This window comes from Coprococcus sp. TF11-13 (genome assembly GCF_003481085.1).
GTDB lineage: Bacteria > Bacillota > Clostridia > Lachnospirales > Lachnospiraceae > Coprococcus > Coprococcus aceti.
Genome location: NZ_QUKK01000003.1, coordinates 261,864 through 285,278, shown reverse-complemented (window position 1 = coordinate 285,278; position 23,415 = coordinate 261,864). Strand labels below are relative to the sequence as shown.

Below are 23,415 nucleotides of genomic sequence, written 5' to 3'. Positions count from 1 at the left end.
TCCAACTGCTATCCCCCTGTATGAGGCAGGTTACCCACGCGTTACTCACCCGTCCGCCACTAAATCGGCCGGAGCAAGCTCCAGCTTCAATCGTTCGACTTGCATGTGTTAAGCACGCCGCCAGCGTTCATCCTGAGCCAGGATCAAACTCTCATTAAAAAGTTTGTAAATCCTATGTCAGAAATCATACTAGCTTGTATTTTTCCTAACCATCTTTACTGTTATTGGTTTGTTAGATCTTTGATATCATCTCTGATCCGACGTTCTTGAAATTCTTGTTTGGAATTTCAGGGTTGTCATGTTGTTAATTTTTCAAGGTTCTTATATAGCTCTGATACTAAGTATGTCTAACGGAGAAGGAGGGATTTGAACCCTCGCGCCGCTATTAACGGCCTACTCCCTTTCCAGGGGAGCCCCTTCAACCGCTTGGGTACTTCTCCAGTATCAAGCGCTTGAACTTTCATTATGTATGAAAGCCAGCGGAGAGAGAGGGATTCGAACCCTCGCGCCCTTTCGGACAAACGGTTTTCAAGACCGCCTCGTTATGACCGCTTCGATATCTCTCCAAGTTGTTTTTGTTTGTCGCCATCAACCGGCGACTTGTACATATTATCACTTTACCATCTTTGTGTCAACATCTTTTTTCAAAAAATTCGAAGCAATTTTTAAATCCTCAGGAGTGGTGATTTTCAGGTTCTCATACGCCCCCATTATCACCTTCGTTCTGACGCTGCTATAACGCTCCACTATCATTGTGTCATCCGTTATAACCTGACATTTGTCATGCGCCAGTCCATCATAACAGGTAAGCAGAAGTTCCCTGTTAAAACTCTGTGGAGTCTGAACCTGCCACAGCCTGGATCTATCAGGAGTATCCACTCCCATCTGATCCTCATCTACTATCTTGATGGTATCCTTCACGGGTACACCTACTGTACACGCAGAATATATCTTTACTGCATCTATGGAATCTGTGATGATTTTCTGGGTTATGCATGGTCTCGCACCATCATGGATGAGTACATACTTCGCACCATCCGCCGCAATAAGTCCATTATGTACGGAGTCATAGCGCTCTGCCCCACCGGTCACGATCTTCCTGACTTTGGTGATGTTGTACCTGTCTACTATGTCATTTCTGCAATATTCTACACAATCCTCACCTGTGACAAGAATTATGTCATCAACCGAACTGTCCTGAAAGGCCTTGAGCGAATAATACAGTACTGGATAATCCCCCAGCGTCATAAACTGCTTAGGTATATCGCTGTGCATCCTGCTGCCCTTTCCGGCTGCAAGGACTATTGCCGTGACCTTTACTTCATCCACTGTATCAAAGATTTCTATATTTGATTCCTTGTAATCAGCATTATCCGCATCGCCCATGTTCATCTTCTCCCTAGTAGTAGTCTGACACCATCACACACTTGACCAGGCTGGTTATCTCTCACCCAGCTTGAGGTTTGGTATGGCATTCAGATCCCATCCATGTCTTGTTCCATTTATGTATTCGTAGTATCCCGCCGCACCTATCATGGCCGCATTGTCCGTGCACAGTATCGGCGATGGATGATACAATGTAAGCCCAGCCTTCTCACAGGCCGCCTTCATGCTGGCTCTGAGAGCAGAATTGGACGCAACTCCGCCAGCTATGGCTATCTTATCCATATGGTATTCCTTTGCCGCAGCAACCGCATGCTCTGTGAGCACTTCCGTTACTGCTTTCTGGAATGATGCTGCCACATCGGCATCATTGATCTGCTCGTCTCTCATATGAGCCTGATTGATATAGTTGAGCACTGCGGACTTCAGGCCACTGAAGCTGAAGTCATAGGCTGATTCTGCCACCTTTGCCCTTGGAAATTCTATAGCGTCAGGGTTGCCCTCCTTCGCCTTACGATCTATCTTCGGTCCTCCCGGGTAACCCAGTCCTATAGCCCTTGCTACCTTGTCAAATGCCTCTCCTGCCGCATCATCCCTGGTTATTCCCAGTATCTCAAACTTGCCGTAATCGACTACCTTTACAAGATGTGTGTGACCTCCTGACACGACAAGGCACATGAACGGAGGCTCAAGCTCCTTGTTCTCTATATAGTTCGCTGCTATATGACCTTCTATATGATGCACACCAACAAGTGGTATATCTTTTGCAAATGCTATGGCCTTGGCTGCTCCCACGCCAACGAGAAGAGCACCAACAAGCCCCGGTCCATATGTGACTGCAACCGCATCTATGTCATCCAGTGTGCACTCTGCCTCTTTGAGCGCCTGTCTTATGACCTGTGTAATCTTCTCTATGTGCTTTCGCGAAGCTATCTCCGGCACAACGCCTCCATAAAGTGTATGGATATCTATCTGTGAATATATTATATTTGACAGTACGTTTCTTCCATTCACAACAACCGCTGCGGATGTCTCATCACATGAGGATTCTATAGCCAGTATCTTTACATCTTTCTCCATAATTCATCTCACCTTTGTCGATCTATTCTACTCCTCCGAAAACTTGAGCGTTGTTGTCGTCCTGTCCTTTGCTGCAATAGTTCTCGGGAATATCTCTCTTATCTCATCCATAAACACCGCCGGTTTTGCCATCGACGGACTGTAATGTGTAAGCCACATCTCCCCCACATCTGCCTTTGCCGCTATGGCCGCAGCCTCCTGCATCATCATATGCTTATGCTCTATGGCTTTTATCTCTTTCTCCTTTTCGCCGTACATACCCTCGCATATGAACAAATCTGATCCGGCTGCATACTTCTCTATAAGGGGGGTCGGTCTGGTATCTGTGCAGTATGTGAGCTTCAGACCCTTGCGGTCAGGACCAAGCACCATATCAGGAGTATATATGTGTCCATCCTCCTCGTATGTGTTGCCCTTCTGCAAGCCATTCCAGTATTTCATTGGAATCTCATTCTCTCTAGCTCTGTCCACGCTGAATTTTCCTGTTCTTGGAAGCGAAAGGGAATATCCATAACATGTCACATTGTGATTCACCCTGAATGCATCCACCCTGAGATCCTCCCACATAAAGCTCTCCTCAGCCTCCGAGAGCTCCTGGAACCTGATCTCAAACGGAAGCTCAGGCGCTATAACCCTTAGGGAATTGACTACCTTCTCAAGTCTCTTTGGGCCAACCATAAGAAGTGGCTCCGTTCTCTCGGCATTGCCTATCGTGAGCAGCAGCCCCGGCAATCCGCTTATATGATCTGCATGAAAATGTGTGAAGCAGATCACATCTATCTGCTTAAAGCCTATCATGCCCTGCTGACGCATTGAGGTCTGGGTTCCCTCTCCGCAGTCTATCAGCATCTCGTGTCCGTTATATCTGACCACGAGAGATGTAAGTGCCCTGTATGGCAGCGGCATCATCCCTCCGGTCCCCAAAAGACATACGTCTATCATCTTCTATCTCCATTTCTAAGGCAGAGTCTATATGCATACTCTATGCATACTCTGTCACATCATCTATCCTTGGAGGTATGACACATTCATTTACAAGTCTGTCGTAACAGTCCTCACACATCCTGAGTGTGTATTTTCTGCCATCCTTGCGCGAGAAATATCCCCACTCCTTCTGAATAAGGACGTAATCCTCCTTGTTATGCATATCTCCAAATACAATTATCCTTCCACACCTATTACATCTGATCTCACTCATATTTATCTCCTGTCCGACTGTATGCAGCCCTGTTATGAGTCTGATTATAAGCTAGATCCTTCACAGAATATACCGACAATGTTTTCCAGCCGTGCAAATGTGGTCTCCACGCACTGTATATTCTGCATATATCTATTACTACAACTGTTTTTGCATAACCAGACCATCCTCCACCGGTGAGTCGTAGTATTTTTTTCTTGTAGAAATTTTTATAAATCCAAACTGCTCATACATAGCTATCGCAGCAGCGTTGGATTCCCTGACTTCCAGAAATATGCTCTGCACATTCCTGTCCTTGCAGTCATCGATCATGGCTTCCATCAGCTTACAGCCGATGCCACGACGTCTTGATCCGGCATTCACTGCTACCCTGAGCAGATCTGCACTGTCACACACCGCCGAATATATGATATAGCCGGCGATTTCTCCTTCAGAAGTCTCAAGGATCTTGACATGATCGTATGTCCCCTGTATAGATGAGGACACCATCTCCTCATTCCACGGATGCGAAAACACCGCCATCTCAAGTGCAGCTATCCCGGCCAGGTCTTTCATATCTGCCAGTCTCGGGCGTACATGAAAAAAGCAACTATTCATGTCCATCATTCTCCAGTTTTGCCTTTTCAGCTCTCTCCCGCTCTGCCTGTGACTGTCTGAGATATTCAGGAGCAAATGTATCCCCCTCCTCATACTGTCCGGCTGCATATCTCACCTGGGCTGCGGCTGCCACCGAGCCAGCTCTCTGCTTATTCATGTGTGCCGGAGCAAACGCATAGTCTGCCGTCATCTTCTCTTTCAAAACATCAGCATACACATCTATTCCATCTCCCACAAATATAACCTTTTCCCCTCTCTCATTGAGCTGGTCTATAAGGTCGGCAATATCCATAGGAGTCTGATCCATTATCGTCTCAAGCCTGTCATCACTGTTAAAACTGTAAAGTCCCGTATACACCTGTTTTCTTCTCGCGTCCATGATAGGGCAGATAAGTCTGTCAGTTCCCCACACATTGTATGCAAGCCCCTCAAGTGTCGGCACCGCAATAACCGGTATATTCCATGCAAGTGCAAGTCCCTTGACCGTCGCTGAGCCTATCCTGAGTCCTGTAAATGATCCCGGTCCTGCAGCAACAGCCAACGCATCAAAGCTCTCTTTGTCCGTCTCTGTCATCTTCACGATCTCTTCCAGCATAGGAAGCAGTGTCTGGGAATGTGTCTTCTTGTAGTTGGTTGTATATTCAGCTATCAAATTATTGTTCTCGACTATGGCAACGCTCGCCACAAGTCCTGAGCTGTCAAATGCTAAGATCTTCATATCTGATCATGCCTCTCTTCTATCGTAATACGCCTGTAATCAAGGCCCTTTGAAAGGTCCTTCTCTATATCGATTCTGGTGTATGTGCCAGGTAATATCTCCTCAATGAGGTTAGCCCACTCTATAAGACATACTCCATCTCCATACACCATCTCATTGTAGCCTATCTCATCCATCTCGTCCACATCGCCGATCCTGTACACGTCAAAATGATACAGAGGCAATCTGCCCTCGTCATACTCCTTCACAATAGTGAAAGTAGGGCTGTTCACCACTTCAGTGATTCCAAGTCCAGCTGCCACCCCCTGGGATATTATCGTCTTGCCAACTCCCAGATCTCCATATATACAGTACACCTGGCCAGGAGCTGCATTCTGTCCAAGCTGCACTCCTGCATTGTAGGTTTCTTCCTTGCTATTACTCTCTATGACCATATTCTCTCCTGTCTGTCATACATATGTGTTCTTTCCGGTATTCCGGAACTATTCTGTTAACTCTAAAGATTGAGCGTGATCTTCCTGCCTTTTGCTTCAAATGGTCTGTATGCAACACCAGCCATGTCAAACATTTTCTTGGAGGCTATGGTGCTCTCTGTCATCGCATACTTGTCTGACATATACACTACTTCCTTTATACCGCACTGAATAATAGCTTTGGCACATTCATTGCACGGGAACAGAGTAGAATATATGATCGCATCCTTGAGATTGCCGCCTCTGTAATTAAGAATAGAGTTCAGCTCCGCGTGGCATACATAGAAATATTTGTTGTCAAGCGGGGCTCCAGACTTTCCCCACGGCATTGTGTCATCGTCGCATCCTGCCGGCATACCATTATATCCCATGGACAGAATTCTGTTGTTCTTGTCCACTATACACGCGCCAACCTGCGTTGACGGGTCTTTGCTTCTCTCTGCCGACATCATCGCAATGCCCATAAAATACTGATCCCACGATATGTAATCTGTTCTCTTCATACCCTGACTCCTTTCAACTTCTTTTATATCCCCCTTATCTACGGGTGCAGACGCATGAAAGGCGCTCCGCGCGGCGTCTGCTTCATCATAAGGAATCCCCCGCCTTAACGGCGGTTCCCCCTTATGATAATATAAGCCGGAGTTTCCCCCGGCGTATATTGTAAGGTCCTGCAGAACAGAACTTCATATGATTCTGTTAGAATTAACGATCGCCGAGTGCGAACTTGTCATGGATCGCGTTCATTGCACGCTCTGTATACTGCTCGTCGATGAGAACTGTAACTCTGATCTCTGATGTTGAGATCATTCTGATGTTGATATTCTCATCATAGAGAGCCTCGAACATCTTGGCTGCAACACCTGCATTTGACTGCATTCCTGCACCAACGATAGAAACCTTTGCAACATTCTTGTTGACATCTATGCTCTCAAACTTGCCTATGTTGTTCTTGATGATCTCCTCTGCTTTGTCTGCATTCTCATCACTACATGTGAATGTAATATCCTTTGTTCCATGTCTTCCTACTGACTGCAGTATCATATCTATATTGATGTCATTCTTTGCAAGCAGGTTGAAAAGCTTGAATGCAACACCCGGTGTGTCCTCTAATCCTACAACTGCCACTCTCGCTGAATCTGCATCCGCTGCAACTCCACTAACTAACATCTTCTCCATTCCAGTATCCTCCTTAACTATTGTACCCTCTGAAAAATTGAGACTTGAACGAACAACCAGCTGAACGCCGAACTTCTTTGCAAGCTCAACTGAACGGTTGTGCAGAACGCCTGCTCCAAGTGTAGCAAGCTCAAGCATCTCATCGTATGTTATCGTATCCAGCTTACGTGCGGTCTTTACCTTACGTGGATCTGCTGTATATACTCCATCCACATCTGTGTATATCTCACACGCATCAGCGTTAAGTGCCGCTGCAAGTGCAACAGCCGTTGTATCTGAACCACCACGACCAAGAGTTGTGTAATCGTCATACTTGTTAATTCCCTGGAATCCTGTGACAATAACTATCTTTCTCTGCTCCAGCTCATGTCTTATTCTCTCAACATCGATTCTCTTCAGACGCGCATTGCCATACACTGAAGTTGTATGCATTGCCACCTGGAATGCATTCAGAGAGATTGCAGGAACTTTAAGAGAATTCATAGCCATAGCCATAAGCGATACGGACATCTGTTCACCTATTGTAAAAAGCATATCCATCTCTCTCTTAGGTGGATTCTCATTTACCTGCTTAGCCATATCTATCAGCTCATCTGTGTATTTACCCATCGCAGACAGAACTACGACTACGTCGTTCCCCCTCTGCCAGTCCTCAATACATCTTTTGGCCACGTTAAAGATTCTTTCGGTATTTCCAACAGAAGTACCACCAAACTTCTTTACTATTAACATATTGTCCTCCTGATCGCTCATTTGAAAATTTGTATATTTAACTCTTCACCGGAGCGGTCCGGTAAAAAGAAATAAGCCTTTTGTAAAATACCGCAATTCGACTAGGATTGCAAGGTCATTGAATAATATTGTACTAATCCAGCACTCTAAGAGCACTCTTGACACCAATCTTATTGCAACATGCCTCAAATTCACCCTCTGTGATCACTGCTGTAACAAATGCCTTTTCATCGAGATCAGAATCGACATACTCAACATCACCAAATACCGCCTTGATGGCAGCCTCATCCTTCTCATCTGTTCTGACAAAGAATCTGCTCTCTGAGTCCGCAAATGTACCCATCTCAAGTTCTTCGTCCTCCCATATGATAGGAACATGTCTTCCCGCATTCTTCACTGCATCAATAACGTCTGATACAACCGCAGACGCTGTTGGAAGCTTTCCGGCGCCCTTGCCGTAGAACATTACGTCGTCAAGTGCATTACCATGTACAAGTATGCCATTGTATACATCATCTATCTTTGCCAGCGGATTGTCATGTGGAAGCATGACCGGGGCAACATATGAATATAGCTTGCCGTCTGTTTTTCTGGTTGTTCCGACAAGTTTTACAGAGTAACCCATCTTATCCGCATACTTGAAATCATCTGTTGTTATCCTGGTTATTCCCTCCATATGTATCCTGTTGTAATCCAGGTTCTTGCCATATACGAGAGATGTAAGTATAGCTATCTTTCTACACGCATCGCCACCCTCTACATCAGCCTCAGGATTGCGCTCCGCATATCCGAGCTCCTGTGCCTGCTTCAGCACTGTCGCATAGTCAGCCCCCTCTTTATCCATCTTGGTTAGGATGTAATTCGTTGTACCATTGAGTATTCCTGTGATCTCCGTAACATCATCCGCAGTTATGGATGTGTTAAGTGGTCTTATAACAGGAATTCCACCGCCTGCTGATGCTTCAAAGAAGAAATTGATATCGCCCTCTCTGGCAATCTTTATAAGCTCAGGTCCATGAACGGCCACAAGTTCCTTGTTGGAGGTTGCCACACTCTTGCCGGCAAGCAGACACTTCTTGACAAATGTATATGCAGGCTCAACACCTCCCATAACCTCCACAACGACGCTTATATCATCGTCGTTAAGTATATCTTCAAAATCATGGGTGAGAATGTTCTCGACAGGATCCCCAGGAAACTCCCTGAGATCAAGCACTCTCTTAACGTTTATCTCCTGTCCAGCTCTCTTGTTAACAATATCATGGTTGGTGTTAATCACTTCCACAACTCCTGAACCCACTGTACCATAACCTAATACTGCTATATTCACCATGTTTTTATCTCCTTCTTATCTCCTTTTTCTGCATAATAATGCAAGTTTAGTACGTCATTACTTTATCAGTATAAAGCGTCATTGTCAAAGACTAATTTCTTATCATCAAATGACTCTCATGTGCTGCTACACCTCAACCTTATTCACCCATTTGAGATAGGCTGTCATAAATCCATCAAGATCTCCATCGAGAACCGCCGATACATTTGAATTCTCATAGGATGTACGTTTATCCTTGACCATGGTATACGGTTGGAGCACATACGATCTTATCTGACTTCCAAAACCATTGTCAGTTACCTCTCCGCGGATGTCCGAAATCTTCTCCAGATTCTCCTGTTTCTTCAAAAGATAAAGTTTGGACTTCAGCATCTGCATAGCCTTATTCTTGTTCATGAGCTGTGATCTCTCATTCTGGCACTGAACAACTATACCGGTAGGATAATGTGTGATTCTTATGGCCGATGATGTCTTATTGATATGCTGACCACCTGCACCACTCGATCTGTAGGTATCTATTCTTATATCCTCATCCCTGATATCGACCTCAAGATCCTGCTCTATATCCGGTATGACATCACAGGATGCAAACGAAGTCATTCTCTTGCCCGCTGAATTAAACGGCGATATCCTGACAAGTCTGTGAACTCCCTTCTCTGACTTGAGGTATCCATATGCATGCTGTCCATTTATCTGAATGGTGACAGACTTTATACCAGCCTCATCTCCCTCAAGGAAATCGAGCACCTCAACACTCATGCCGTGCTTTTCTGCCCATCTGGTATACATTCTGTACAGCATACTCGCCCAGTCACAGGACTCTGTTCCGCCCTCTCCCGAATGAAGAGTGAGTACCGCATTACAGTCATCGAACTCGTCAGTGAAGAGAAGATTTATCCTGTACTCCTCAAATTCCTTCGTAAATATATCTATCTGCTCCCCTATCTCAGGCACAAGACTCGGATCATTCTCCTCCTCCGCCATCAGGATCAGTGTATCTATGTCCACATAGTCATTCTCAAGCTTCTTATAGTTGTCAACCAGATCCTGAAGTCCCTTCAGTTCCTTTGATACCTCACGGGATCTGTCGATATCATCCCAGAAATCTGGCTGTTCCATCTCATAATTAAGTTTTGCTATTCTGTCTGTTTTATTCTCAATATCCAGAGATGACTTGACCTCCTCCAAAGGCTCCCTGTAGGAGGCCATCGCCGCCCTGAACTCATCCAACTCTATCACTAAGCTTCTCCTGTATAACTTATTTATGCATTCTTGCCACAGCAGTTCTTATACTTCAGACCGCTTCCGCATGGACAGAGATCATTTCTTCCAATCTTCTTGGCTTTCTTTACAGGTCCCTTTGAAACGGTATCGTCCTTGTTGGTTCCTGTAACCTTGTTCACCTCTTCACGCTCGATCTTCTGCTCAACCTTTATTCTGAGAAGAAGCTTAACGGTATCCTCACGGATCGCTGCTGTCATGTCGTTGAACATATCATATCCTGCAAATTTGTATTCTACAACAGGATCTCTCTGTCCAAGGGATCTGAGTCCGATTCCCTGTCTCAGGTTATCCATGTCGTCGATATGGTCTGTCCACTTTCTATCTATAGTCTTGAGAAGGATAACTCGCTCGATCTCTCTCATCTGATCAGGATCGCCGATTTCTTTCTCCTTGGCAGCATAGAGTTCCAGAGCTTCATTGTACAGTCTGTCTTTAAGCTCGCTGATATCTGCCTTTCTGATTTCCTCTTCGGTAAGTGTAACCGGCTCAGCAAATGGAACTATGCCCCTTATCATGTCATCCAGCTCTACCTGATTCCAATCCTCAGGTGCTGTCTCTGATGAGCATACCTGATCTACTGCTGCATTTATATCATCCTTTATCATCTTAAGGATAACCTCGTGCATGTTCTCGCCGTCAAGAACTCGTCTACGCTCCTTGTAAATAATCTCTCTCTGCTCGTTGTTAACACGGTCATACTCAAGAAGATTCTTTCTTATGGCAAAGTTGTTACCCTCGATCTTCTTCTGTGCCTTCTCTACGAAGTTGGAAATAGTCTTATGCTCTATCTCCTCGCCCTCAGGTATCTTAAGGGTATCGTACACTGACATAACTCTCTCTGATCCGAAAAGTCTCATCAGATCATCTTCCAGTGACAGATAGAACTTTGACTCTCCCGGATCTCCCTGTCGTCCTGAACGTCCACGGAGCTGATTATCGATACGTCTGCTCTCGTGTCTCTCTGTACCGATGATTCTGAGTCCTCCGAGCTCTGCAACACCCTCGCCGAGCTTGATATCAGTACCACGTCCTGCCATGTTAGTCGCGATGGTTACCGCATTCTTCTGTCCAGCGTCTGCAACTATCTCAGCCTCAAGCTCGTGGAACTTGGCATTGAGCACCTTGTGAGGTATCTTTCTCTTGGACAGCATATGACTGAGTTCCTCTGATGCGTCGATATTGATCGTACCGACAAGCACCGGCTGGCCCTTTCTGTAACTTATATTAATCTGCTCAACAATCGCATTGAGCTTTTCTTTCTTAGTCTTAAATATAGAATCCGGCTGATCTATTCTCTGTATAGGTCTGTTCGTAGGAATGACAACAACGTCCATTCCATAGATCTCTCTGAACTCCTCTTCCTCTGTCTGGGCTGTACCTGTCATACCTGCCTTCTTGTCAAACATGTTGAAGAAGTTCTGGAATGTGATCGTTGCAAGAGTCTTGCTCTCTCTCTTGACCTTTACATTCTCCTTTGCCTCTATAGCCTGATGCAGACCATCTGAGAATCTACGTCCGGGCATGATACGTCCGGTAAACTCATCAACGATGAGTACCTCATCATCCTTCACCACATAATCTCTGTCTCTGAACATGAGGTTATGTGCACGGAGTGCCAGGATGATATTGTGCTGGATCTCCATGTTCTCAGGGTCTGAGAGGTTGTCAATATGGAAGAACTGCTCTACCATCTTCACACCATTTGCAGTGAGCATGACGTACTTGTCCTTCTCATTTACAAGGAAATCTCCATCCTCCTCTATCTCTGTCTTCATGAGCATATCCATCTTGGATATCTCTCCATCACCCTCACCTCGCTTCATCTGTCTCGCAAGGTAATCACACATCTTGTAGAGCTCTGTGGACTTGCCGCTCTGACCGGATATGATAAGAGGAGTACGTGCCTCATCGATAAGGACTGAATCCACCTCATCGATTACACAGTAGTGAAGATCTCTCAGAACAAGCTTCTCCTTGTAGATTACCATGTTATCTCTCAGGTAATCGAAACCGAGCTCGTTGTTGGTAACATATGTAATATCGCAGTTATACGCCTCACGTCTCTCGTCTGTTGTGGAACTGTTGAGTATGATTCCGACCTTAAGTCCGAGGAATTCATGCACCTGCCCCATCCATTCAGCATCTCGCTTTGCCAGGTAGTCGTTGACAGTTACAACATGGACACCCTTTCCTTCAAGGGCATTCAGATAAGCAGGAAGTGTTGATACAAGTGTCTTTCCTTCTCCCGTTCTCATCTCTGCGATTCTTCCCTGATGGAGAACTATTCCTCCTATGAGCTGTACCCTGTAATGCTTCATTCCAAGTACACGGTATGCAGCCTCTCTCACAACCGCAAATGCTTCTACCAATATATCGTCTAACGTCTCGCCGGCAGCAAGTCTGTCCTTAAACTCTTGTGTCTTGCCCCTCAGCTCTTCATCTGAAAGTGCCTGCATCTTCTCGTCGAGTGCCTCTATCGCATCAACTATAGGATTGATCTTTTTCAATTCCTTCTCGCTGTGCGTTCCAAATATTTTCTCAAACAAACCCATGTTGTTTTTGACCTCCTAGCTATCGTTATTCAGGGTACATTCTAACATCATATGACATTTATATCAAGCAAAAAGGAGACCTTCTATAACCGAAAGTCTCCTTTAAAATACTATATTCAATTATCATCGGCACTTATATTAACTGTGCCTTTGCCAATATCTGATCTTAATATTCAGGCTCGATGATTCCGTATGTGCCGCCCTTTCTCTTGTATACGACATTGACCTCATCTGACTCTGCATTCCTGAATACATAGAAATTATGTCCAAGCAGATCCATCTGGATACATGCATCCTCTGGATACATAGGTTTTACTTCGAACTTCTTAGTTCTCACGATCTTGATATCGTCATCATCCTCAACGTCCTCGTCGACAAATGCATCGTTCAGGTATGCTACATTCTGCTCCTTGTCAATGAGCTTCTTACGATGCTTGGTAACCTGTCTCTCAATAACCTCTACAACGAGATCGATCGAAACATACATGTCATCGCTCACCTGCTCGGCTCTGATGATATGTCCCTTCATAGGAATCGTTACCTCTATCTTCTGTCTATCTTTCTCAACGCTGAATGTGACCTGTGCGCCAGTATCAGCCGCAAAGTACTTCTCAAGCTTTGAGAGCTTGTCCTGTACTGCATTTCTAAGTCCTTCTGTAACTTCAATGTTCTTACCGCTGATTATGTAATTCATGATGCCCAACTCCTTCTTTTTTGGATATGATCCAAATTGATATGACCATTATACCACAACGAGTCTTTTTTTCAATATATTTGACGTATTTTTATGTGCATATTGACAACTTTATTTATTTTCGCTGTCATGTTTTCGCCATTTTACACAAAAAAGCGCACATGTATACCATGTGCGCTTCAATGTATTCATTATACCCTATTATATACAGCTTGTCTACTGTCCTATGATTCTGACTGCACAGAGCGGATCTCTGTAGAATGCAGAGGATATCTTGATACCGGTCTCCTCTGTGCTGGCATGTACTATCATTCCGTCTCCGATATATATAGCGCAGTGCTCTATAGAGCTGTCTCCATAGAAAAGTATGTCTCCAGGCTCAAGACTTGAAGTGTCTACTCTTGTTCCATACTGTGACTGTGCTCCCGCTGAGTGTGGAAGTGAATATCCAAACTGAGCGTATACAGCCATGACAAAGCCTGAACAGTCAGCTCCATCCGTAAGGCTCGATCCGCCATATACATATGGATTACCCACAAACTGTGTTGCAAAGTTCGCAAGGTCTATTCCTGTCTGGCCGCTCGGTGCCACTACATTGTTCTGTGAATCGTCTGAATCGCTGCTGTCAGATGATGTGTCGTCTGATGTATCCGATGACTGATCTGCAGAATCTGTATCCGGCTGATCTGGCGTGTAGGAATCATCCTCTGTGCTCTGGCTGTCATCTGATGCGTCCTCAGCTTCTGCCTCGTCTGCGCTCTCCTGTTCCTGTCTTGCCTGCTCCTCTGCCGCCTTTTCTTCCGCAGCCTTCGCATCAAGCTCTGCCTGGATCTGCTCCATGGACTTGGCAGTTGCAAATGCATATGTATCATCTACAAATTCAGTGCTGACATAACCATTCGTCTCGTCGTCAAGTGCTATCTGCACCCATTTGTCATCCTGTGATATGACATCAAAGCTCTGGCCTGATCCAACCTGTGTTATACAGTCGGAGTTCACATCAGCCTCTGTTCTTACGTTGAGTGTCTCTGTATTGACAGTTACCTGCTTCGGACAGTTCGCCTCGGCATAGGCTCCCGCATCATCTCCAAAAAGAAGCAGGTCATTCCTTATGTATCCTGTACAGTCACCTGATGTGACCTTGGTCCACTCCTTGCCCTTCTTCTCTATGGTTGCTATTCCATTGTTCCCTATGATACCAACTACATCTGAATCAGTTCCGGCTCCCGATCTTATATTCACATAATCCTCGGTGGCAACAAGACACTTATCCTTGAAATCAGGATATTTCACCTTGTTCTCTTCGCTTGTCTTGTCCTTCTTGGTCTCCGCAGCATTCTTTCCTGCGGATGCTGTAGTCTTCTGTGCATCTGTGGACGTTGCCGCCTTTGCAGCATCGCCTGCGTTTTTATCATTGCCCGCAAGGGTGTTAGCATATCTGTCAAATGCAGATGAAATACCTACAGTTGAATCGCTGTATATCTGTCCCGCGCTCACCGTTCCTATGGAAGTGGTGATCATCATTCCTGCCGCTGCAGCAACAACTATAGTCTTCTTAAATGACTTTGCTTTAGACATTATAAAAAACCTCCTGTGCTGATCTTAACGCAACAATTATTACATCTTTGTTACAAATCTATTGTAGTATAGCAATAATGATTACATTTGTCAACACAGGAGGCGTTGTTTTATACGTTTGTATTTATTTTTTGTTACATATTTGTTACATGTACTAGTTTGAAATTACAACTCCATCCTCGCCATTTACAGTAACTATAGAGCCCGACTTAAGGATCTTAGTTGCGTTCTGTGCGCCCAGGATAACAGGTATGTCACGGCTGAGTCCGACTATGGCAGCATGTGAATTGCCCCCGTTCTTCTCACACACGATCGCAGATGCAGTCTTGAGCTGATCCATGATCCTGTTGCTGGTCTCATTTATGACGATTATGTCTCCATCCTTATAGTTCTTGATGAGCTCATCCTCTGACTCGCATACACAGAGCGGTGCGGTTGCAGATCTCTCATTTATAGAGAAGCCCTTTACAAGGATATGTCCTACAACGTGTACCTTTATCAGGTTTGTCGTGCCGGTCACACCAAGTGGGACTCCGGCGGTGATTACAGTCACCTCACCGTCCTTAACATAGCCGTGCTTCTTTGCCGCATCAACAGCATGCTCGAAGAGATCGTCAGTGTTGTTCTCCTCACCTATAAGAAGAGGCTGAACTCCCCATGAAAGATTGATCTGTCTGGCAACCTTCTTAACAGGGGTACATCCGATGATCGGACATTTTGGTCTGTACTTTGAGAGCATTCTCGCTGTCTTTCCTGACTTGGTAACAGTGATGATGGCTGCCGCTGCAAGGTCTATGGCCGTTGTACATGTCGCATGTGATATAGCACTCGTTATATCAGGATTCTGCACCGCATCCCTGTTGAAGAATCTCTTGTTGTAATCTATGTCTCGCTCTGCTCTCTCTGCGATGGTCTTCATGGTGTGAAGAGCCTCAACCGGATACTTGCCCGCTGCGGTCTCTCCTGAGAGCATGATTGCACTTGTTCCGTCATATATGGCATTTGCAACATCTGTCGCCTCTGCTCTGGTAGGTCTTGGATGTACCATCATAGAGTCAAGCATCTGTGTAGCTGTTATGACCTGCTTGTCCGCATTGTATACCTTCTTGATGATCATCTTCTGGATGATAGGCACATCCTCAAGAGGTATCTCAACACCCATATCTCCTCTTGCGACCATGATTCCATCGGACACTCTGATTATGTCGTCTATATTGTCAACGCCCTGCATATTCTCAATCTTGGCGATGATATTGATATTGTCACACTCATACTCGTCAAGGATCTTCCTGATCTCAAGTATATCGTCGGCTGATCTTACAAATGATGCAGCGATGAAATCGAAATCATTCTCAATACCAAAGATTATATCCGCCCTGTCTACATCGCTTATGTATGGCATGGTGAGGTTAACTCTTGGAACATTTACACCCTTGTGGTTTGATACAGGTCCGCCATTCTCCACGCGGCACACGATATCTTTATCAGTAACCTTCTCTATCTTCATATTTATAAGGCCGTCATCGATGAGTATGGTATCTCCCGGCTTGACATCGTTCACAAGATTCTTGTATGTAATGGATACCTTTGCCTGGTCGCCCACCACATCCTCTGTCGTCAGTGTAAATGTCTGTCCTTCTACGAGTTCAACCTTGCCCTCCTTGAAGTCCCCAACCCTTATCTCCGGGCCCTTAGTATCAAGCAGTGTTGCAACCGGAAGTCCAAGCTCCTCACGAAGCTTCTCCACTCTGTCCTTGTTCTTCCTGTGCTGGGCATGATCACCATGAGAAAAATTGAATCTGGCAACATCCATACCCTCGATCATGAGCTTTCTGAGCACCTCATCATCGTCCGTCGCCGGTCCCAATGTACAAATTATCTTTGTCTTTCTCAAATTCATATGAATACTCCTCCTACTGTTTGTATATATTGTATTTGAATGTGTCTTCTTTAATTATTTACCTTTGCTCATACTGGGCAAATTCCTGTGCCAGATCATTCTGTTCCACCTGTGCCGGACCTTCCTGTGGATCGTCATCCGGGTTATTCTTATGATACTGCGATACAGCGGCAAATATGTATATCACAGATATGAAAAGCGCCAGCATCCCCATCGTTCTCTTCGCCGGCCATATGTATGTTGCAATGACCATCATGAGGAAATACCATAATAACCTTATATATATGGCAGATTTGTAAATAGTGCCAAATGATACCTCGATCTTCTTCATGGATGCCGCTATCAGTCCCGCCACCGTTATGAGCAGTGACCAGAACAACGTGAGCACAAATCCAACAATTATCTGAAATACCCATGCAAGCACAAGCACTGGTGTGTCGAGCTTATTTATGAGATTGATCACATCCTGCTTTGTAACAGCCTTGAATCCATATGTCTCATTCAGGGATTCATATATATCCTTACATCTTATGATCTGTGTTCTTCCTGAGTTATATGTGAGTATCTCATCCGCTGATATGATGAATATGGTACGATACCCGCCGTCTGCAGCAAGGTCTCTTGCAACAGCTTCATCCACTTTCGTCTTCGATGTGTCGATCTTTATGTAGGACATGTTCTCATCATCCGACCAGTCGAATGTCCCATCGTAGTAAAAACCATCTCCGGTCAGTGAAAAATCCTCCATATTCCGGTCTATCCTGTCCGCAAGCCTTCCGCCGCCAAACAACTGGTTATATGGAATAAAGAATATCACCAGATAAGTCAGTGTGCTCATGATAAATGTTATCAGCATCGCCGATGACATCCGTCCAAATCGTCCATTTCTGTAATAAGCTTCCGGTTTTGCGACACCTACGAACATGTTCTTCAGCGCGCCTAAAAATCCAACTCTTTTTTTATCATCCAACAGTTATTGTCCTCCAAATTTCATATGCCTGCTAATTATAACATAGACTTTATGTATTTAATATGAAAAACATCAACCTTTACCGACTTTTTTCTTGTTTTTCATTCAGGCTTTATGTTTTAGCTGGATTTTAATAAGCATTTTGTAATATATTCGTAACAAATCAGCGTAGTTTTATTGACTTTTCATAGCGTACATTATATTATGTAAACTGTGCTAAAAACTTTTTACAAAACGGGAGGAATTCATGATTATCAGAAAATTTACCAGGATAATTCTGGGCGCTGCTCTGGGTATAAGTGTATTCGCATTTGCCGGCAACGTGCCCGAAACAGCCTATGCCGCAGACATGTCCGACATAAGCGTTACATCGACGAGGGAGGATGTACAGCAGGTGGTGGACGATGGAAACTTCCACTACACAGAGCTGGACGGTACAGAGATCGATCACATATACGAGTTGTATAATAATGATCCCGAAACCATCAAACAGCTCCAGCGTCAATCCGATTACAACGCCACCGGCGATATAGCTACGCTGAGTGCCAGATATACCCACTCTTCCATGTTTGATGGCTACAAAGTCATCAAGGGCATAGACGTATCCGAGTGGAACGGCGACAACATCAACTGGAAAAAGGTTAAAGCCGCAGGAATATCCTACGCATTCATACGTGTGGGCGGACGCTACTACGGTTCAGGAAAATATTTCATCGATTCTACATACAAGGATAATATCAAAAATGCACTGAATGCAGGTGTTGACGTGGGTGTGTACTTCTACTCACAGGCCATCAGCACATCGGAGGCCAAGACAGAAGCCAAATACACTACCGACCTGATCTCAGGCTACAACATAACTTATCCCGTTGTCATGGATTATGAATACGCATGGGAAGATGGAGGTCTGAGCGGTCGTCTGTACAACGCCCACCTTTCCAAGAGCGCAGCTACAAATGTCATAAAAGCATTCTGTGCGGCAGTTGAATCAAAGGGCTACGTAGGCATGATCTACGCCAGCAAGACTGTCATCACAGACGACATGAACGCATCTTCGATCGCACAGTCATATCCTATATGGAATGCCCAGTACAACGACACGGACACTCTCACAGTGAAACATTCATACTGGCAGTACAGCGACGTCGGCAAGGTGTCAGGAATCAGCAATGCAACTGATATGAATTTCAGATATGTCAAATCTCCTGCCGCGCCTTCATCTCTGACACAGTCAGCGTGCACAGACTCCACTATCACACTGACATGGACGAAGATCCCTGAGGTCTATGCTTACCAGATCGTGCGTTACGACAGCTCCGAAGATAAATACGTCTCCGTAGGAACTGCCAAGGGTGCCGGAACGACTACATTTACAGATAAGAATCTTCAGGACGGTAAAAAGTATACATACAAGGTACGCGGATATTACAAATTGAGCTCAGGAGCCATCTACGGAACCTACTCAGCAGAGTGTACCGGTATTACAATAGCTGATACCATAGAGAACTTTGCGGCTACAGTTACAGCGCCTACATCTGTAAAACTTTCATGGTCACCTATCCCTGCAGCAACAGGATACAGAGTATACAGAAGCAACGGTTCATCAGGCAGCTACGAGACGATTGCCACGACCAATTCTCCTGACGACTGCGACGTTACCGACAGCCAGCTCAATCCTGGCACAAAATATAACTACAAGGTACGCGCATACACAACAACCGATACCAACACCATCTGGCACGTTCTGTCAGATGCCAAGACCATAACCACCGACCCAGGCGAGGTTACAGGGCTCAAGATCACTTCAGCCTACACAAGCTCACTTACACTGAAGTGGAATAAGCAGGAAAATGTTGACGGATATATCGTATATGTATGGGAGCCATCCAATGCTACTTGGACAAGGCTTGCAAAGATCTCTTCCAAGTCTACTGACACATACACACACAAGGGACTTCCTCATTCAACTGAGTACAGCTACACGGTATGTGCATATTACAAGAAAAATGGAACATACCACTACACAGAGACAGCCAGCGCAGCGAGCGGATTTACCGGACCTGCTGTTCCTTCCCAGATTGCAACCGCATCAAGGACAGCCAATTCCGTGACCATAAGATGGACACAGATATCTGATGCCACAGGCTACACGGTATACAAATATAATACGTCCAGCAAGTCATTTGAGCAGGTGGCACGTATCAGCGGAAGCAGCAACAGAACATATACATTTACAGGACTTAAAGCCGGAACAGAATACAAATTTGGAGTGAGAGCATACACAGAGCGGAATGGATTCACAGGCTTCAGTGACCGCAAGGATTTCAGCTCCTGCACTCTCCCGGCAACCTTTACATCATCCTTCAAATACACACCACTTGGATCGCAGAGATTCCTCCAGTGGTCAAAGCTGTCATACGCTGACGGCTACATCGTATACAAGTATGATCAGAAGGCAAACAAATACACAAGAGTTAAGAAGATAACATCCAACAAGACAAATTTCTGTTTTGTTCCTAACCTCAGAAGAGGCTACGGTTACCGTGTTCTCGCTTACATGAAGTACAACGGCAAGATATACTACGGTGCACTTTCAAAAGCACCGATCAAGAATACATCTCTTACCGGAACGATCACTGACAGCAGCGTAAACCTCCGTGCAAAAGCCGGAACAAACAGCAGAGTAGTCAGAACGCTTGCAAGGGGTTCAAAAGTCAAGATCTCCGGCTATGCAAAGTCTGGAAGATATATCTGGTATAAGGTCACATACACCAGAGGCTCCAGAAAATATACCGGCTATATAAGATCTGATCTCATACGTGTCAAGTAATTCTTATACTTATACAATTAAAATAGGGAAAAGCATGCATACTTTGTATCTCCTGCTTTCCCCTATTTTTTTATATTTTTCTCACGCAGGCCTTTTATTAATAATATTTTAATAATCTTTTTGTAATATAATTGTAACATTTATATTAGGAGGCTTACATGAGAATAAAACGATTATCTAAACAACTTTTTATTATTTCCCTTGGAATATTTATACTGACTGCGGCAGATAATATCTTCCACTCTGCCACAGTATACGCGGCTGACACCTCCACCATCTCAACATCATCGACCAGATCTGAGATTCAAGAGGTTGTGGATGAAGGTAACTTTGACTACACTCAGTTGACCGATGCCGAGATCGACCACATATATAGTATTTACGGCAACGATCCTGAGACGATAAGGCAGTTGCAAAAGCAGTCAGACAGCGCTAATCCTTATGGTGTTGCCACGCTCTCATCGACAACATATACACACGCATCCCAGTTCAAGAACTCCGCTGTCATGAAGGGGATAGATGTATCGGAGTGGAACGGTTCCATCAACTGGAGCAAGGTAAAATCCAGCGGCGTTACATTTGCCTTTATCAGGGCTGGAGGAAGGTACTATGGTTCAGGTGCATATTTCGTCGACTCCAAATTTGCTGAGAATGTCAAGAATGCAACTGCGGCAGGGATTGATGTCGGAGCGTACTTCTACTCTCAGGCCATAAACGCCACCGAGGCCAGGCAGGAGGCGGCATACACCTTGAACATCGTATCCTCTTACAACCTTACACTTCCCATCGTCATGGACTACGAATACGCATGGGAGGGTGGACTGACCGGCAGGCTCTACAATGCGCACCTGTCCAAAAGCGCTGCCACCACGGTCATCAACACTTTTTGCAGTACAGTGGAAGCAAGTGGCTACGTGGGCATGCTGTATGCGAGCAAAAGTGTTATAACCGATGACATGAACATCACCAGTATAAACAACAAATACCCAATATGGAATGCGCAGTACAACGATTCAGACACGCTGACCGCCACTCATTCATATTGGCAGTACGATGACAACGGAACCGTCGCCGGAATAAGCTATCCGACGGATCTTGATTTCAAATATGTAAATACACCGGCAGCACCTACAAAACTCACATTTAAGTCATCGACCAGCTCATCCATAACCCTCACCTGGAATAAGGTTCCTGAGGTATATGGTTATCAGATAGTGCGTTACGATGAGGCCGAAGGAAAATATGTGTCGATCGGAACAACAAAGGGGGCCGGCACTCTGACCTACACTGATAACGGTCTCACCAGCGGTAAAAAATATACCTACATGGTGCGCGGATACCATAAATTAAATACCGGCACTGTATTCGGAGCTTACTCGCAAGAATATAGCTGCACCGCCACCTATGCAGAGGCTGTAACTGCATCGACAGATCCTGAACCTCCAATCTTCGATACCGCCCCGGACATGCCTACCCAGGCCGCAATAGCAGACAGGACTTCCAGTTCCATTAATGTCCGCTGGAGCAAGATTTCCGGAGTCACAGGCTATTTCGTGTACAAATACAACACGTCCACTGGTAAATATGACAGAATTGCAAGATGCATAGGCGACGAATCCAGAAGTTATAACTTTACCGGACTTTCTCCCGCCACAACATACAAATTCGGCGTGAGGGCGTATTATGAATACAACGGTGTGATCATGTACAGCAACCGCCTGGAGTTCAGCAAATGTACAAAGCCACGAACCTTTACATCTTCATTTAAGTATACTCCTCTCGGTTCGTATCGCTGTCTGCACTGGCAGAAGCTTTCAAATGTATCCGGCTACATCATATACAAATATGATATTGCCCATAACAAATACACAAGAGTAAAGAAAATATTCTCTTACAAAACAACCAGTTGTATACTTCCTGCTTTGAAGAGCGGCTTCGGCTACAGGATTCTTGCATATAAGAATGTCAATGGTTCGATAGTATATGGCGACATTTCAAAAGCTCCCGCAAAAGCCAGCTCATTGAGCGGAACAGTCATTGACAGCCAGGTCCGTCTCAGGGCAGGGGCAGGAACCAACAAACGTATCATCCGGGAACTTGCCAGAGGATCAAAGGTCAAGATCAGCGGCTGCAAATATTCCGGCAAGAATGCGTGGTATAAGGTCACTTACACCAAGGGCTCAAAGAAATACACCGGATATATAAGATCCGATTTCATAAGAATAAACTAGTCAGAATTCAAACAACAAAATAGGCATCATACCTGATCAGGTATGATGCCTATTTTGTATTTATCATCATGATCGTCCGTTAGCGGAAACTATTTCACAACCTTAAATGAAGCCTTTACATAGCCATCTGCATAGAGCACGAGCTCTCTTCCGTTGCTGCCCCACATGAGCTCTTCCTCTGCGTATGAAGGCTCCACGAACTTGACGTCGAGTCTCTTCAGATCCTCATGTGCGCATGCTGCTGTGCGTAAGAGCAGCATTCCCTGGACTACAGGATGGTCTGTGAGGTGGATCTTATTCTCGTCTCCTGTCTCCTTGCTGAATGCATATACCTCTTCCTTTGTAAATGTATGGAAAGGCTTCTCATCCTCGTACTCAGCCTTCTCCACTCTCTTGATATCCTTCTCCTTGTCAGACGCCTTTACAAGTGTTATGGTCATCTTCTCAACAGGAGTCTCCTCTCCATCTACTTTACCAAGTATTGAGAGTATGTACATGAAAGCATTCTCCTTCACATCGCCATACTCATATGTGATACTGTCGGCAGCCTCTGCCTTCTCTCTGTCCACCGTGTAGGATATCTTGCCTATGAATGCGCCCTGATATGTGGATGCATCCATGTCTGTCATCTTTGTTCCAAGTCCCATGATCCTGTCATAAATCTTCATATAATTCTCCTTCTA

Annotated in this window: 19 protein-coding genes, 2 tRNA genes and 1 rRNA gene (1 of these 22 cut by a window edge); 2 read left to right on the top strand and 20 right to left on the bottom strand. The window is 45.0% G+C overall.

The window, feature by feature from the left end; translation table 11 throughout:
- The 19 genes from DXD11_RS07865 to DXD11_RS07775 form a co-directional block, all read right to left on the bottom strand.
- Positions 1 to 159, bottom strand: a 16S ribosomal RNA gene (locus tag DXD11_RS07865); its annotated part reaches 866 nt to the left of the window's first position; the annotation flags it as partial.
- Between the two features lie 192 nt (positions 160 to 351).
- A tRNA-Ser gene (locus DXD11_RS07860) sits at positions 352 to 440 on the bottom strand.
- 40 nt (positions 441 to 480) lie between these two features.
- Positions 481 to 566 (bottom strand) — tRNA-Ser (locus DXD11_RS07855).
- 46 nt (positions 567 to 612) lie between these two features.
- Positions 613 to 1,386 (bottom strand): 2-C-methyl-D-erythritol 4-phosphate cytidylyltransferase, encoded by a 774-nt coding sequence (ispD, locus tag DXD11_RS07850; RefSeq protein WP_118758115.1) that lies wholly within the window; start codon positions 1,384 to 1,386, stop codon positions 613 to 615.
- A gap of 54 nt (positions 1,387 to 1,440) precedes the next feature.
- Positions 1,441 to 2,463, bottom strand: a complete 1,023-nt coding sequence (gene tsaD, locus DXD11_RS07845; RefSeq protein WP_015533864.1) for a tRNA (adenosine(37)-N6)-threonylcarbamoyltransferase complex transferase subunit TsaD — start codon at positions 2,461 to 2,463, stop codon at positions 1,441 to 1,443.
- 27 nt (positions 2,464 to 2,490) lie between these two features.
- A complete protein-coding gene (locus tag DXD11_RS07840) occupies positions 2,491 to 3,405 on the bottom strand; it encodes a ribonuclease Z (protein ID WP_015533863.1) in 915 nt (304 codons plus the stop codon).
- Positions 3,406 to 3,445: 40 nt separating this feature from the next.
- Positions 3,446 to 3,661: a hypothetical protein gene (locus tag DXD11_RS07835; protein ID WP_015533862.1), complete on the bottom strand. Its 216-nt coding sequence runs from the start codon at positions 3,659 to 3,661 to the stop codon at positions 3,446 to 3,448.
- Between the two features lie 138 nt (positions 3,662 to 3,799).
- The gene (gene rimI, locus DXD11_RS07830; RefSeq protein ID WP_118758114.1) at positions 3,800 to 4,258 is read right to left on the bottom strand and encodes a ribosomal protein S18-alanine N-acetyltransferase; all 459 of its coding nucleotides are present in this window, start codon (positions 4,256 to 4,258) and stop codon (positions 3,800 to 3,802) included.
- Positions 4,251 to 4,976, bottom strand: coding sequence for a tRNA (adenosine(37)-N6)-threonylcarbamoyltransferase complex dimerization subunit type 1 TsaB (tsaB, locus tag DXD11_RS07825; protein WP_022215805.1), 726 nt, complete (start codon positions 4,974 to 4,976; stop codon positions 4,251 to 4,253). Before tsaB ends, rimI begins: the two co-directional genes overlap by 8 nt.
- On the bottom strand, positions 4,973 to 5,410 hold the full coding sequence (tsaE, locus tag DXD11_RS07820) for a tRNA (adenosine(37)-N6)-threonylcarbamoyltransferase complex ATPase subunit type 1 TsaE (protein ID WP_055223209.1): 438 nt from the start codon (positions 5,408 to 5,410) through the stop codon (positions 4,973 to 4,975). The genes tsaB and tsaE overlap by 4 nt, the downstream gene beginning before the upstream one ends.
- A gap of 62 nt (positions 5,411 to 5,472) precedes the next feature.
- Positions 5,473 to 5,952, bottom strand: coding sequence for a deoxycytidylate deaminase (locus tag DXD11_RS07815; RefSeq protein WP_015533858.1), 480 nt, complete (start codon positions 5,950 to 5,952; stop codon positions 5,473 to 5,475).
- Positions 5,953 to 6,154: 202 nt separating this feature from the next.
- Positions 6,155 to 7,360: an aspartate kinase gene (locus DXD11_RS07810; protein ID WP_022215807.1), complete on the bottom strand. Its 1,206-nt coding sequence runs from the start codon at positions 7,358 to 7,360 to the stop codon at positions 6,155 to 6,157.
- A gap of 133 nt (positions 7,361 to 7,493) precedes the next feature.
- Positions 7,494 to 8,693 (bottom strand): homoserine dehydrogenase, encoded by a 1,200-nt coding sequence (locus DXD11_RS07805; RefSeq protein ID WP_118758113.1) that lies wholly within the window; start codon positions 8,691 to 8,693, stop codon positions 7,494 to 7,496.
- Between the two features lie 126 nt (positions 8,694 to 8,819).
- Positions 8,820 to 9,932 (bottom strand): peptide chain release factor 2, encoded by a 1,113-nt coding sequence (gene prfB, locus DXD11_RS07800; RefSeq protein WP_118758112.1) that lies wholly within the window; start codon positions 9,930 to 9,932, stop codon positions 8,820 to 8,822.
- A 23-nt stretch (positions 9,933 to 9,955) separates the two neighbouring features.
- Positions 9,956 to 12,529, bottom strand: coding sequence for a preprotein translocase subunit SecA (secA, locus tag DXD11_RS07795; RefSeq protein WP_118758111.1), 2,574 nt, complete (start codon positions 12,527 to 12,529; stop codon positions 9,956 to 9,958).
- Between the two features lie 166 nt (positions 12,530 to 12,695).
- Positions 12,696 to 13,223: a ribosome hibernation-promoting factor, HPF/YfiA family gene (hpf, locus tag DXD11_RS07790; RefSeq protein WP_022215810.1), complete on the bottom strand. Its 528-nt coding sequence runs from the start codon at positions 13,221 to 13,223 to the stop codon at positions 12,696 to 12,698.
- Between the two features lie 216 nt (positions 13,224 to 13,439).
- The gene (locus DXD11_RS07785; RefSeq protein WP_117874608.1) at positions 13,440 to 14,801 is read right to left on the bottom strand and encodes a C40 family peptidase; all 1,362 of its coding nucleotides are present in this window, start codon (positions 14,799 to 14,801) and stop codon (positions 13,440 to 13,442) included.
- A 154-nt stretch (positions 14,802 to 14,955) separates the two neighbouring features.
- Positions 14,956 to 16,701 (bottom strand): pyruvate kinase, encoded by a 1,746-nt coding sequence (pyk, locus tag DXD11_RS07780; protein WP_118758110.1) that lies wholly within the window; start codon positions 16,699 to 16,701, stop codon positions 14,956 to 14,958.
- A gap of 58 nt (positions 16,702 to 16,759) precedes the next feature.
- Entirely contained in the window at positions 16,760 to 17,671 is a 912-nt protein-coding gene (locus DXD11_RS07775; protein WP_118758109.1) for a DUF1189 family protein, read from the bottom strand.
- 247 nt (positions 17,672 to 17,918) lie between these two features.
- Between DXD11_RS07775 and DXD11_RS07770 the strand changes: the two genes are divergently transcribed.
- Both DXD11_RS07770 and DXD11_RS07765 read left to right on the top strand, forming a co-directional pair.
- Complete coding sequence (locus DXD11_RS07770; RefSeq protein ID WP_118758108.1) at positions 17,919 to 20,501, top strand: fibronectin type III domain-containing protein; 2,583 nt, start codon at positions 17,919 to 17,921, stop codon at positions 20,499 to 20,501.
- Positions 20,502 to 20,659: 158 nt separating this feature from the next.
- A complete protein-coding gene (locus tag DXD11_RS07765) occupies positions 20,660 to 22,732 on the top strand; it encodes a GH25 family lysozyme (RefSeq protein ID WP_118758107.1) in 2,073 nt (690 codons plus the stop codon).
- An 89-nt stretch (positions 22,733 to 22,821) separates the two neighbouring features.
- On the opposite strand, the gene DXD11_RS07760 is transcribed toward DXD11_RS07765, so the two are convergent.
- On the bottom strand, positions 22,822 to 23,400 hold the full coding sequence (locus DXD11_RS07760; protein WP_118758106.1) for a hypothetical protein: 579 nt from the start codon (positions 23,398 to 23,400) through the stop codon (positions 22,822 to 22,824).
- Positions 23,401 to 23,415 lie beyond the last annotated feature (15 nt).

Excerpts from the sequence above, each read along its gene's own strand:
- ispD (WP_118758115.1), bottom strand. The coding sequence starts at position 1,386 with ATGGGCGATGCGGATAATGCTGATTACAAGGAATCAAATATAGAAATC.
- tsaD (WP_015533864.1), bottom strand. The coding sequence starts at position 2,463 with ATGGAGAAAGATGTAAAGATACTGGCTATAGAATCCTCATGTGATGAG.
- DXD11_RS07840 (WP_015533863.1), bottom strand. The coding sequence starts at position 3,405 with ATGATAGACGTATGTCTTTTGGGGACCGGAGGGATGATGCCGCTGCCA.
- DXD11_RS07835 (WP_015533862.1), bottom strand. The coding sequence starts at position 3,661 with ATGAGTGAGATCAGATGTAATAGGTGTGGAAGGATAATTGTATTTGGA.
- rimI (WP_118758114.1), bottom strand. The coding sequence starts at position 4,258 with ATGAATAGTTGCTTTTTTCATGTACGCCCGAGACTGGCAGATATGAAA.
- tsaB (WP_022215805.1), bottom strand. The coding sequence starts at position 4,976 with ATGAAGATCTTAGCATTTGACAGCTCAGGACTTGTGGCGAGCGTTGCC.
- tsaE (WP_055223209.1), bottom strand. The coding sequence starts at position 5,410 with ATGGTCATAGAGAGTAATAGCAAGGAAGAAACCTACAATGCAGGAGTG.
- DXD11_RS07815 (WP_015533858.1), bottom strand. The coding sequence starts at position 5,952 with ATGAAGAGAACAGATTACATATCGTGGGATCAGTATTTTATGGGCATT.
- DXD11_RS07810 (WP_022215807.1), bottom strand. The coding sequence starts at position 7,360 with ATGTTAATAGTAAAGAAGTTTGGTGGTACTTCTGTTGGAAATACCGAA.
- DXD11_RS07805 (WP_118758113.1), bottom strand. The coding sequence starts at position 8,693 with ATGGTGAATATAGCAGTATTAGGTTATGGTACAGTGGGTTCAGGAGTT.
- secA (WP_118758111.1), bottom strand. The coding sequence starts at position 12,529 with ATGGGTTTGTTTGAGAAAATATTTGGAACGCACAGCGAGAAGGAATTG.
- hpf (WP_022215810.1), bottom strand. The coding sequence starts at position 13,223 with ATGAATTACATAATCAGCGGTAAGAACATTGAAGTTACAGAAGGACTT.
- DXD11_RS07785 (WP_117874608.1), bottom strand. The coding sequence starts at position 14,801 with ATGTCTAAAGCAAAGTCATTTAAGAAGACTATAGTTGTTGCTGCAGCG.
- pyk (WP_118758110.1), bottom strand. The coding sequence starts at position 16,701 with ATGAATTTGAGAAAGACAAAGATAATTTGTACATTGGGACCGGCGACG.
- DXD11_RS07770 (WP_118758108.1), top strand. The coding sequence starts at position 17,919 with ATGATTATCAGAAAATTTACCAGGATAATTCTGGGCGCTGCTCTGGGT.
- DXD11_RS07765 (WP_118758107.1), top strand. The coding sequence starts at position 20,660 with ATGAGAATAAAACGATTATCTAAACAACTTTTTATTATTTCCCTTGGA.
- DXD11_RS07760 (WP_118758106.1), bottom strand. The coding sequence starts at position 23,400 with ATGAAGATTTATGACAGGATCATGGGACTTGGAACAAAGATGACAGAC.